The sequence below is a fragment of the Gluconobacter sp. Dm-62 genome (assembly GCF_018256155.1).
Lineage (GTDB): Bacteria > Pseudomonadota > Alphaproteobacteria > Acetobacterales > Acetobacteraceae > Gluconobacter.
Genome location: NZ_JAERLY010000035.1, coordinates 1 through 11,220, shown reverse-complemented (window position 1 = coordinate 11,220; position 11,220 = coordinate 1). Strand labels below are relative to the sequence as shown.

General features: G+C 59.9%; 11 protein-coding genes and 2 pseudogenes. 8 read left to right on the top strand and 5 right to left on the bottom strand.

The genetic code is table 11. The features are described 5' to 3' along the window. The 5 genes and pseudogenes from JK202_RS15760 to JK202_RS15740 form a co-directional block, all read right to left on the bottom strand. Positions 1-590, bottom strand: a pseudogene (locus tag JK202_RS15760) (lactate dehydrogenase); the annotation flags it as partial. A 114-nt stretch (positions 591-704) separates the two neighbouring features. Further along, complete coding sequence (locus JK202_RS15755; protein ID WP_211562415.1) at positions 705-965, bottom strand: hypothetical protein; 261 nt, start codon at positions 963-965, stop codon at positions 705-707. A gap of 377 nt (positions 966-1,342) precedes the next feature. Next, the gene (locus tag JK202_RS15750; RefSeq protein WP_249200182.1) at positions 1,343-1,813 is read right to left on the bottom strand and encodes a hypothetical protein; all 471 of its coding nucleotides are present in this window, start codon (positions 1,811-1,813) and stop codon (positions 1,343-1,345) included. Further along, on the bottom strand, positions 1,810-2,187 hold the full coding sequence (locus JK202_RS15745) for a hypothetical protein (RefSeq protein ID WP_211562421.1): 378 nt from the start codon (positions 2,185-2,187) through the stop codon (positions 1,810-1,812). Before JK202_RS15745 ends, JK202_RS15750 begins: the two co-directional genes overlap by 4 nt. Positions 2,188-2,241: 54 nt before the next feature. Further along, positions 2,242-2,379 (bottom strand): hypothetical protein, encoded by a 138-nt coding sequence (locus JK202_RS15740; protein ID WP_211562414.1) that lies wholly within the window; start codon positions 2,377-2,379, stop codon positions 2,242-2,244. A 259-nt stretch (positions 2,380-2,638) separates the two neighbouring features. Here JK202_RS15740 and JK202_RS15735 point away from each other — a divergent pair, with 259 nt between their 5' ends. From JK202_RS15735 to JK202_RS15695, 8 genes and pseudogenes are all read left to right on the top strand, one after another. Further along, on the top strand, positions 2,639-3,301 hold the full coding sequence (locus JK202_RS15735) for a ParA family protein (protein WP_099287553.1): 663 nt from the start codon (positions 2,639-2,641) through the stop codon (positions 3,299-3,301). After that, positions 3,298-3,594: a chromosome partitioning protein ParB gene (locus tag JK202_RS15730; RefSeq protein WP_099287552.1), complete on the top strand. Its 297-nt coding sequence runs from the start codon at positions 3,298-3,300 to the stop codon at positions 3,592-3,594. The genes JK202_RS15735 and JK202_RS15730 overlap by 4 nt, the downstream gene beginning before the upstream one ends. 430 nt (positions 3,595-4,024) lie before the next feature. Then, a complete protein-coding gene (locus JK202_RS15725) occupies positions 4,025-4,816 on the top strand; it encodes an ImuA family protein (protein ID WP_211562413.1) in 792 nt (263 codons plus the stop codon). After that, entirely contained in the window at positions 4,701-6,230 is a 1,530-nt protein-coding gene (locus JK202_RS15720) for a DNA polymerase Y family protein (RefSeq protein ID WP_249200181.1), read from the top strand. Before JK202_RS15725 ends, JK202_RS15720 begins: the two co-directional genes overlap by 116 nt. Beyond that, entirely contained in the window at positions 6,230-6,463 is a 234-nt protein-coding gene (locus JK202_RS15715) for a hypothetical protein (RefSeq protein WP_099213657.1), read from the top strand. Before JK202_RS15720 ends, JK202_RS15715 begins: the two co-directional genes overlap by 1 nt. Positions 6,464-6,472: 9 nt before the next feature. Continuing rightward, complete coding sequence (locus JK202_RS16360) at positions 6,473-9,424, top strand: IS110 family transposase (protein WP_249200183.1); 2,952 nt, start codon at positions 6,473-6,475, stop codon at positions 9,422-9,424. 340 nt (positions 9,425-9,764) lie between these two features. Then, positions 9,765-10,097 (top strand): annotated as a pseudogene (locus tag JK202_RS15700) (DNA polymerase); the annotation flags it as partial. 42 nt (positions 10,098-10,139) lie between these two features. After that, a protein-coding gene (locus JK202_RS15695) for an IS3 family transposase (protein ID WP_211562409.1) occupies positions 10,140-11,220 on the top strand; the annotation gives its coding sequence in 2 pieces (ribosomal slippage) (positions 10,140-10,398 and positions 10,398-11,220; 1,082 coding nt annotated over the 2 pieces). This gene is flagged as partial in the annotation.

Below are 11,220 nucleotides of genomic sequence, written 5' to 3'. Positions count from 1 at the left end.
TTCGGAGGCACGCTCGCCATGAAAAGCCCTGTGCCACAGCCCGGCTCCAGCGCACGGCCACCCCGGAACCCCATCTGCGCCGCCAGATCCCACAGCGCATGAACGATCAGCTCGGGCGTGTAATGGGCGTACTGCGTGGCCCGTGCCAGACCCGCCCGCTCCTGCTGGCTGGTCAGTTCCTCAAGCTGGCTGCCGATCTCTTCCCACCCTGCCCGGAAGGTCTCTCCCGCACGCGGGAACAGGCTGTTGGCCAGCTCTCCGGCCCCGAACCCTGTGAAACGGGCAAGGACGGCCTGCTCGTCGGCGCTGGCGTTGCGGTCTTCTGCTTCCAGCGTGGCCAGAAGGCGGATCGCCGCAAGATTGTCCCGCGCACGCTCTTTCCAGCCCTGGGCGAGGCCACGCGTTCCGGTCAGGGCGAAGTCCACCTTCGGCAGGACAGCGGGGATCGGGGCCGGGGCTTTTGCCACCTGTTGGGCCGCAGCGGCTGCTTCCTCAAGGGCGCGGTCTCCGGGGAGATCACCCCAGTAGAGATTGGACTGGCTGCCGCCGAGTGCTGAGGTGTCGAAGAAGCTCAGTTGAGACGTGGACATGGAAAAACTCCGGACAAGCGGCAGCGCCCGGTGCTGCGCGGAGGCAGACCGGGGGGCCGGAAAACAGGATCAGTGCGGGGAGAGAGGCGTCAGGCCTCCCGGATCAGTTCGGGGTCAGAGGGGACCGAAGCGCAGGCGGATCTGCTCGCGCTCGTTCTCGGACAGGCGGGACAGCGCCTCGTGGTGGTAGGTCGAACCCTCGCCTGCCTTCCGCGCCACCCGCCACCAGGCCTGCGGATCGCTGCAATGCAGACCCACCAGACGCGTCTCGTCATTGTCGGGTCCGCAGCCTTCGAGGATCGTCCAGCCCTCTTCGTGGGCCTGTTTCAGATCAAAGGCTTTCGCCTGTGCGGGGCGTTCGAGGGTCTCTGACATTGTCTTTATTTCCTTTCCTGACCCTCTCCGGCGAGCGCAGGACAGTGCGACCTGCCAGAGCGACGCGCAGCGTCGGGACCGCCCGGCCCGCAGCGTAGCGAGGACACGGACGGACCCACCTCTTGCAGGGCGGGCTGGCCTGTGCTGCCCCCTCCCCTCCTTTTTCTTTATTTAACCTTCTGTTTTTTCTGCTTTTTTCAGGTCGGACCTGCGCCCTGTCCGAACGCTCCGGCCGGAAACTCCCAGGCTGGTGTGAAGACGGTCTGGATTGGCCGCGACGACAGGCACGCGCGGGCCAGATCGGGCGCCGCCAGTGCAGCGTCATACGGCCTCCCCTGCTCTGCGAGCTGCTCCAGAGAGACGGTGCGCTTGATCGTTCAGCCGAACTGCTGCTCGTACTGCACGAGGCGTTCAAAGCGGGCGCGATCTGCAACGTCGATTTTGGTGACGCTGGAGCACCATCGGGGCGTCAGGCTGGCGGAGACCTGAGGAAACCGCAGGCGGGTTCCGTTCGGCCCCTCCCCGCTCACGCGGATCAGACCGACAGGGCTTTCGAAAAGGACCGGGGCTGTCGGAGCGGCATTGCGGAGCATCTCCCGCTCAAAGCCGCCTTCTCGCCAAGAGCGATAGAGCGGCAGTCCGAAATCGACCGCCAGTGCGCTCACATAGGACGAGGTGGAGGGCCAGTCCATGAAGGATGGCCCCTGCCCGTCCACCTCGTGATGCCACAGTTCCAGGCGGTCCGTCAGGGCACCGGCTTCAATGAGGGCAAGGAGGCAGGCGGTGCCGTCTTTCCCCCCTGACACGGCCACGATGATACTGTCATACGACGTCAGATCCGGCGTCATGACACGAACCTGCTCACCGGAGCACCTGTCCTGACAGACCGGCACATCAGGGCACTGGCGATCGGAGCGTCCCGGAGGAGAAGCGGCTTGACGTGCCGGTTGTCCCAGCTCAGGCCTTCGCAGCGTGAGAGGAGTCCAAGCTGGGTGGCTGCCTCATCCCGGCACGCACACACCCGTTCATTACCGCCCGCGCTGCGACGGCAGGGCTCATGGCCTGGCGCGTTGCAGCCCGTGCAGGCAATCATCAGAGCCGGATCGCCGCCAGCCCAGTGCTCGTTGCACTTGCGGCAGGATACGGGCTCCTGCGTATCGGTCCAGCGTATGGGCGGCCGACCGCGTGGCGTTGGGACGTAAGGAAGGTAATGACGGCGCATGATGCTCGATCCATTTCTGGTTTTTGAACATCGTCGCGTCCGGCTGGGAGCTGTTCAGACTGCAACAGTGCCGCGCAGCGGCAGGATCAACGCGGCCCGCAGCCACGCGCAGACGGCGAGCATGGCGAGGACACGCGTTGACCCACCTGTTGCTGGCTGGGCAGATCCCAGCCAGCTTTTTCCCTTTTTCATTATCTGATTTTTTTATTTATCCGGTTTGTTATATTACCTGATATTTTATTTAGACGGTTTATAGGCCTGATCTCCCCTCCCAGTCCGTCATTTTCTGAGTGAATTGAGGCGAGTAGGATGCGTTCCTGTAATGTTTTATCTGGTTATATTTCTTACCGGATATTCTTTCTTATCCGATTTTAACATTTATCCGGTTTACTAAAATCTAGAGCAAGACTACGAACACAAATCAGCACAGCGTCTTTGAGCGGAGAACATTATGCCTGTGATTGCTATCGCGTCCCCCAAAGGCGGCGCTGGAAAATCGACTACTGCTGTTATCTTGGGAACCCAGCTTGCGCACTACGGCGCAGAGGTAACTCTGTTAGACTGCGACCCGAACGAAGCGCTGACTTTATGGGCTGACCGCGCGCCCAAGCCACCCAGAATCAGCCTGATAACTAGGGTCTCCGAAAGCGACATTATAAAGACGATCAAAAGGCATGATGCTGATGGAAAAATTGTCATTGTCGATTTGGAAGGCGTCGCGTCAAGATTGGTTTCACGCGCAATCTCTCAAGCAGATTTGGTCTTAACACCCATGCGAGCGACAACCTTAGACGCTACGATAGGAGCAAGAGCCCTTGCCCTAGTAGCGGAGGAAGAAGAGTCTTTAGGGCGCAAGATTCCTCACTCAGTTGTTTTTACAATGACACGAGCAATTCGTTCCAAACAGCATTCAGGCATTGAAGCCTCACTAAGGGACTCAGGCGTGGACGTGATTACGCCGCCTTTAATGGAGCGTGCTGCATTTTCCGCTCTTTTCGAGTTCGGTGGAGATCTTCATTCGATCCCGCCACAAGGTAACATTGTGGCAGCGATCGAAAACGCCGATGGCTTTGCACAAGCTGTGTACCGACGCCTTACAGGAGCGGCAGAATGACCGAAAAAAAGCCTTTTGCGATTGATGTTGGAAAGCTCAGATCGCGCGAAAAAGTTGCCTCCGCCGCCGATGTCGAACGAGTTGATCGCGTAGCTGCGGATCATGGTTTCGTAGCTAGAGAGCCAGCGAAACGTAGAGGACGCCTACCCAGTCCTCGAACAGGACAACTACACGCTAAGGTATTTCCCAACGTCTCTGACGAAATCGCTGAGGAAGCAACTAGGCGAGGCGTTACCCAAGGTGTTGTCATAGAAGACGCATGGAAGCTGTATAAAGAAAATAATCCGGTTTGATGGTTTATCCGGTTTTTATTGAAACCCGGTAATATAATTTATCGGGTAATTTGGAAAGCTCAGATCGCGCGAAAAAAAGCCGCCTTCGCCGCCGATGTCGAACGAGTTGATCGCGTAGCTGCGGATCATGGTTTCGTAGCTAGAGAGCCAGCGAAACGTAGAGGACGCCTACCCAGTCCTCGAACAGGACAACTACACGCTAAGGTATTTCCCAACGTCTCTGACGAAATCGCTGAGGAAGCAACTAGGCGAGGCGTTACCCAGGCGTTGTCATAGAAGACGCATGGAAGCTGTATAAAGAAAATAATCCGGTTTGATGGTTTATCCGGTTTTTATTGAAACCCGGTAATATAGTTTATCGGGTGATTCGGAAAACACTTGCAATCATAAAATATTTGTTCTCTTTATGTTCTCATCAAGGAGAACAAAGATGACAACGGACGCCGTGGCGCGACTGCGCGAGCAGGTCCGACGCCTGGAGCGTCGAAACTTTCCTCATTCCCATGCTGACACCCTGCCTACCGGGCATTCTGCCGTCGATGACCATCTCGGCGGCGGCCTCAGAACGGGTAGCCTGCATGACTTTCTGATCTCCGATCCTCTGGAGACGGGGGCCAGCCTCGCCATGCTGCTGCCCATCCTGAAAGAGGGCAGGGGGCCGGTCTTCTGGATCAGCGACACACCTGCCGAACTGAACGCCTGCGGGCTGCATCAATCCGGCGTTTCACTGGAACATCTGCTCTGCATTGAAACGCAGCCGGACAACCTACTGTCGGTCGCCGAGGACGTGTTGCGTGGACCAGAACGCGCACTGGCCGTGGTCGCAGGACGCCACGTCCCAACGCTCAAGGAAATCCGCCGTCTCAATCTGGCTGTGGAGGCGAGCGGGAACACAGGCTTTTTCCTGCGCTCTGCGCCTCTCGCACAAGCTCCTGGGAAAGACCCCTGTGCGTGCGCCACGCGGTGGCGGATCCTCTCCCAACCTTCATCGCCTGTATCTCTTCCGGGACTGGGAATGCCGCGTCCCGGTTCCCGACGCCTTTCTGCCGCGTTGCTGCGGGTGAGGGGAGGCCGCCCTGCTCATTGGATCCTCGACTGCACCGATCATGCGCCGCTTTCTCGCTCTCTGGATGCCCTTCTGGCGCACCGAGCGCCTCCAGCTTTCCCGCCCGGGAGACTATCCGACCGACAGACCACTCGTTGTGCACGCGCTGGCACATAACCGTCACACCGTCACCGGTGTCAGTCCGGCTGCGCTCGCGGCCGGACTGACACCGGGAATGCCGCTGGCACAGGCTCGCTCCCTCGTTCCGGATCTTCTGACCGCCGAAGAAGACGCAGAAGCACAGAGGGCAGCGCTGACCGATCTGTGCTCCTGGCTGATCTGGCTGTCGCCGCTGCCCGCGTTCGATGCTCCGGACGGTCTCTACAGCGATACCACCGGATGCGCCCACCTTTACGGGGGTGAGGCGACGATGCTGGATCTCGTCAGAGAACGCCTGCAGGCGAGGGGGCATTCCTGCTCCGTGGCGCTGAGCGATACGGCCGCTGCCTCACGCGCCCTGGCCCGCTCGGGGATCGACCAGATCTGTCTCGTGCCTCCCGGTCAGCAGAAACAGGCTCTGCATCCGTTGCCCTGTTCAGCACTTCCTCTGCCGGACAAAACACTGGCCACTTTGACACGGCTCGGCCTGACCACCATTGGCGCCCTTACAGACCTCCCTCGCGCGCCTCTGGCCAGGCGATTTGGGGCGCAGCGTCTCACCTGTCTCGATGAGGCTCTCGGACGGCAGGCCAGTCCGCTCAGCGTGTTTCAACCTGCAGACCGGATTTCCCTGACCCGGTCTTTGGTCGAGCCCATCAGCACATCGGACGCCATTGCCACGGTGATTGCCGCACTCGTGCCGGTTGTCTGCGAAAAGCTGACGGCGCGAGGGGAGGGGGCGCGGCAGCTCGACTTTCTCTGCGTGCGCGTGGACGGATCCATTCAGGCCGTCCGCGTGGGGACGTCCGACCCAACGGCTGACGTGCCGCGTCTGACACGCCTGCTGCGAGACCAGATCCCTCAGATCGCGCCCGAGTTCGGAATTGAAACCGTCATCCTGACCGTCAGCGCAAACGAACCGCTCGAAGCCCGGCCTGAGCGGTCTGTCCTTCCGGACGGAGCAGGATCCTCTGAAACGGGCCTCCCGGCCACTCTGATCGACCGGCTGCTGAACCGTCCGGGCGTTATTTCGGTTTACCAGCTCGCGCCCCGGTTTTCCGCCTGGCCGGAAGACGGACAGTCTCGCATTTCTCCAGGCGACGTGGCAGAACCCGCGGACGCGCGCCAGATGCTCTGGGCGCGACCGAACATTCTGTTCGATCTGCCCGTCCGGGTGCAGGTAACAGCCTTGCACCCGGACGGTGCGCCCCGCCAGTTGATCCTCAAACGTCAGACGTATCGCATCGCGGCGGCCGATGGCCCCGAACGTCTGCTGGGTGAGTGGTGGCAGACGACCGAAAGCTACGGCGCGATCCGCGACTACTGGCAGGTCGAGACCACGACCGGCCTGCGCCTGTGGCTGTTTCGCAAGGGCGACGGAGCCCATGAGTGGTCTGGGTCGGGCGACTGGTTTCTTCAGGGGGTGTTCTGATGGAGCCCCGTGATGACCTGATCCCGGCCAGCACCTCGGACGTGGCCGAAGTGCTGATGCACGCGCTGTGCTATGACGGACGCAGGCGGACACATGACGCCGCCGAACTGATGGCCCGTCTCGTGGCCGAGCGTCTGGTCGCCTATCTGGAACGCTCCGGATTTGTCGTGATGCGCGCGCCGACCAGCAACGCGCCTGACAGCAGCCGGCACCTCCACCCGCACAGGCGCTAGGCCGTGATTATGCCTTACGTCGAATTGCAGGTGACGTCCTCGTTTTCGTTCCTGCGTTCAGGCAGCCAGCCGGATGAGCTGATGTTCCAGGCGAAGGCCCTGGGGTATGACACCATCGGTCTGACCGACTGGAACACTGTGGCCGGGGTGATCCGTGCCCATCTGGCGGCGCGCGAGGCAGGTCTCCGCCTCTTACCCGGATGCCGCCTCGCTCTGCGCGATGGCAGTATACTCCTGGCCTATCCCCGCAACCGTGCGGGCTGGGCAGGTCTGTGCCAGCTCCTGACCCTTGGTCATCATCGGGGCGAGCGGGACGTGTTTCTTCTGGGATGGGAGGATCTCGTCGCCGCGGCACCGGACCTCATCCTGATTTTGTTGCCGCCCGAGGATCTGAGAGTGCTTCCCGGGCACGTTCAGAGGCTTGTGGCTCTGCCTGGACCACAGGCAGGCAAAGAAGAGAGCCGATTTCTCGCACTGACCATGCTCCGGCAGCCGGGAGACCTGGCACGGCTTCACGCGCTTGCGGCGTTCAGTGCGGCACAAGGTCTGGCCTGCGTTGTCACGGGGGATGTGCTCTACCACGACGCGCGCCGGCACGTTCTTCAGGACGTGGTCACGGCAATCCGGGAAGGCTGTACCGTCGATGATCTTGGCCACCGCCGTCATGTTCACGCCGATCGGCATCTGAAAGCCCCTGAAGATCAGGCCCGCCTGTTCGCCGCCTTTCCGGACGCTCTGACCAACACGCGGCGGATTGCGGAGGCCTGCAGGTTCAGTCTCGATGATCTCACCTATCAGTACCCGACCGAAACCGAGAGACCGGGCGAGAGCGCGCAAGACACACTGACACGTCTGGTTCAGGCCGCATTGCCGTGTCGCTACCCGGCCGGGAGGCCGCCTGAGGTTGAGACGCAGATTGCTCATGAGCTGAGGCTAATCGGCTCTCTGTCCTACGCGCCGTATTTCCTGACCGTGAACACGATCGTACGTCACGCCCGCTCGCTCGGGATTGTCTGTCAGGGGCGGGGATCTGCCGCAAATTCGGCCGTTTGCTACGTCCTGGGAATCACCAGTATTGACCCGGTCCGCTCGGGCCTTCTGTTCGAGCGCTTCATCTCGGCCGAACGGCAGGAGCCATCGGATATTGACGTCGATTTCGAGAGTGACCGTCGCGAAGAGGTGATCCAATGGATCTACCGGCATTACGGCCGCCACCGCGCGGCCCTCTGCGCGACTGTGCAGTGCTATCAGCCCAAAGGCGCGTTGCGCGAGGTCGGCAAGGTGCTCGGCCTACCAGAGGATCTAACCGGCCAGCTTTCAAAACATATCGCCTCGTCTCTCGCGGATCCCGATCTGTGCAAGGCCCGCGCAGCGGATCTTGGTCTCAACCTGAAGGATCGCCGCCTCAGCCTGACGTTTCATCTCGCCCGCCAGCTTCTTGGCTTTCCGCGCCAGCTTGGCACGCATCCTGGCGGATTTGTGCTGACCGAGGATCGCCTGGACGAACTCGTCCCCCTGATGCCGACCGCCATGGACGGGAGGCAGATCATCGTCTGGGACAAGGATGACATCGACGTCCTGCGCTTCATGAAGGTCGATGTTCTGGGTCTGGGGATGCTGGGCTGTCTGCGGCGCGGGTTTGAGCTGCTGCACACCGTGTATCAGACGCGGATGGATCTCGCCGCGATCCCGGCCGAGGATCCGCAGACCTATCGCATGATCCAGAAGGCGGACACGCTTGGCACGTTCCAGATCGAGAGCCGGGCGCAGATGTCCATGCTACCGCGTCTCAAGCCTCGCGTTTTCTATGATCTGGTCATTGAGGTTGCGATCGTGCGGCCGGGGCCCATTCAGATGGGGTGGACGGCCTCCATGCGGCATCAATGTGCCATGATGAGGTCGGAAGACCATTCAGAGGAGACCGCCCGGATGAAAGTTACCATAATCGGCCTGGATATCGCCAAGTCTGTTTTTCAAGCGCATGGCACGGACGCAAGCGGAAAATGTCTGCTCAAGAAGAAACTCGGGCGGAGTGAGGTTGTCTCGTTCTTTGAAAATCTGGAGCGCTGCCTGGTCGTACTCGAAGCCTGCGGCACGTCGCATCACTGGGCTCGTGTCATCCGTGACACCGGTCATGAGGTCAAACTCATTCCTCCGGAAAAGGTCAAACCATTTGTCAAACGCGGCAAGAAAAATGATGCCGTTGATGCCGCCGCGATTTGTCTTGCCGCGATCCATCCCGACACGCGCTTCGTCCCGATTAAAAATCGGGAGCAGCAAAGCCTGTTATCGCTGCACTCAACTCGTACCCTTCTGGTCAAACAGCAAACGATGCTGGTGAATGCGTTGCGCGCACTTGCAGCGGAATTCGGTTTGATTGTTCCCCTTGGAAACGCCCGTCTACCCGAACTTCTGGCGAAAATCGAAACCTCATCCAATCTGCCTGACGCCCTGAAACAGACAACCATGCTGCTCTTTGAGCAGTATGGTCGACTGAGCGAAAGCATAGAAAAGCTGGAAGGAAATATCCGGACCCATGCCAAACAGGATGAAGATGCCCGCCGTCTTTTGACCATCCCGGGCATAGGTCCGGTAACTGCCTCCCTGATTGTCGCGTCTGTTACCGATATTGGGGCCTTCGATACTGCCCGGCACTTCGCAGCCTGGCTCGGACTGGTTCCACGTCAACACTCATCCGGCGGAAAAACGCGGATGGGCAGGATTACAAAAACGGGCAACCGGGAAATAAGAAAGATGCTCGTTCTGGGTGCAACATCCATGCTTTACCGCGCGCAGAAATGGGACAGCGCTGCAGGAGTATGGCTCTGCAAGCTTCTGGAACGTCGCCCGGGCCGTCTGGCAACCGTGGCGTTGGCCAACAAGCTGGCCCGGATTATCTGGGCCTTGTTGTCGCGCAAAGAGATCTATCGTCCGACCGGTCGTAGCGTCGCTACAGTCTGACATGCACCACCAGGATGATAGATACCGGGATAAACCCCGGTAGATCCGGCAGTATGCACTAACCGCGTGATGGGAAAGACTGTAATCAGAAGCAGTTCAGGCAATACCGAATGTCCCCCTGTGCCATCGAGCACGAGATCCAGATTGGTGCCTGACACGCAAGCGCACACCCATGATGGCCAGCGAAAAACTTCGCATCAACAGGCCGGACATAAGGGCGCATCTGACCGGATCTCCACATCATGACAGTATCAGTGCATTTCGCTGGAGCAAAAATACGCAGAAGAAAGATATGACAATGCAATCAATGTGACCTCTTGCATCGTAAAGGCCGTCCACACAGGGAGATATGGTCCATCCCTATCTCCGCAGAAGAGAGACACTGGAACCTGTCACCTATCCGTCCGAGACCCTGCGCGAAATCCTCAGGAAAACACTAGGGGTCCCGCTCTTTCAGGAGCAGGCCATGCAGGTGGCCATCCACTGCGCGGGCTTTACACCAGGCGAGGCTGACCAACTCCGCCGTGCGATGGCGACCTTTAAAATGACAGGCGGCGTGTCGCCGTTCCGGGACAAGCTGGTGAACGGGATGCTGGCCAATGGCTATGAGCAGGACTTTGCCGAACAGACCTTCGCGCAACTCGAAGGCAGAGGTGGACCCCATTTTTCGGACAGGTGTCTAAGCTATAATCCGACCTGAGAGAGGACGGGTTTTATGGGTAAGGTTACGCGCAAGAGGTATGGGGCGGAGTTCAAATCACGGGTTGCCCTGGAGGCGATCCGTGGGGAGCTGACGCTGGCGGAACTGGCGTCGAAACATGGTGTGCATCAGACGATGATTGCCCAGTGGAAGCGCCAGGCAGTCGAGGGCATGGCGGCAACCTTTTCGGGGAAGGCGGTGTCTGAGCCCCCGGTCAGCCCTGCTGATGTGGAGAAACTACACGCGAAGATAGGGGAGCTTCTCGTGGAACGGGATTTTTTACGCGATGCCTCTGCTCGGTTGGGCGTGATCAGAGGCGGCAGATGATCGACCTAAAGCGGCCTCGGCTATCGGTGGTGCGGCAATGCACGCTGCTACAACTCAACCGGTCGGGCGTGTACTATCGGCCTGTGCCACAGAACGAGGCCAATCTGGCGTTGATNCAGTTCCTGGAAACGCCGTATTATGGCTCGCGGCAGATGACATGGCATCTGCGCCGCCTGGGACATGAAGTCGGTCGCAAGCGGGTTCGGCGGCTCATGGCGATTATGGGTCTGCGGGCGATCTACCAGAAGCCACGCACGAGTGTGCCCCATCCAGAGCATCGGAAATATCCGTATCTGCTGCGGGATCTGGTCATCGACCGGCCCAACCAGGTCTGGTGTTCCGACATCACNGACTGGTTCACGCGCAAGGTCCTGTCCTGGCGTCTGTCGAACACGATGGACGCGGAGTTCTGTATCGAGGCGCTCCGGGATGCGCTGATGCGCTACGGCACCCCGGAAATTTTCAATACTGACCAAGGGTCACAATTCACGACGCCCCGTTTTACCGGGCTTCTGGAAGAGCGTCAGATCCGCATCAGCATGGATGGACGTGGGCGCTGGCTGGATAACGTGTTCATCGAGCGTCTGTGNAAATACGAATGCGTCTACCTGCACGCCTTTGAGACCGGATCAGAACTTCGAGTGGGGCTCACGAAATGGATCACCCACTATAACGGGCAGCGTCCGCACGCAGCACTGGCTGGACGCACGCCCGATGAGGCGTATCATGACGTGCCGACGCCCTCTGGTCCGGGGTTAACCCCGGACCA

Bases quoted from the DNA above. Each gene is read 5' to 3' on its own strand.
- JK202_RS15745 (WP_211562421.1), bottom strand. From the start codon at position 2,187: ATGCGCCGTCATTACCTTCCTTACGTCCCAACGCCACGCGGTCGGCCG.
- JK202_RS15750 (WP_249200182.1), bottom strand. From the start codon at position 1,813: ATGACGCCGGATCTGACGTCGTATGACAGTATCATCGTGGCCGTGTCA.
- JK202_RS15755 (WP_211562415.1), bottom strand. From the start codon at position 965: ATGTCAGAGACCCTCGAACGCCCCGCACAGGCGAAAGCCTTTGATCTG.
- JK202_RS15725 (WP_211562413.1), top strand. From the start codon at position 4,025: ATGACAACGGACGCCGTGGCGCGACTGCGCGAGCAGGTCCGACGCCTG.
- JK202_RS15720 (WP_249200181.1), top strand. From the start codon at position 4,701: ATGCGCCGCTTTCTCGCTCTCTGGATGCCCTTCTGGCGCACCGAGCGC.
- JK202_RS16360 (WP_249200183.1), top strand. From the start codon at position 6,473: ATGCCTTACGTCGAATTGCAGGTGACGTCCTCGTTTTCGTTCCTGCGT.
- JK202_RS15735 (WP_099287553.1), top strand. From the start codon at position 2,639: ATGCCTGTGATTGCTATCGCGTCCCCCAAAGGCGGCGCTGGAAAATCG.
- JK202_RS15730 (WP_099287552.1), top strand. From the start codon at position 3,298: ATGACCGAAAAAAAGCCTTTTGCGATTGATGTTGGAAAGCTCAGATCG.
- JK202_RS15740 (WP_211562414.1), bottom strand. From the start codon at position 2,379: ATGAAAAAGGGAAAAAGCTGGCTGGGATCTGCCCAGCCAGCAACAGGT.
- JK202_RS15715 (WP_099213657.1), top strand. From the start codon at position 6,230: ATGGAGCCCCGTGATGACCTGATCCCGGCCAGCACCTCGGACGTGGCC.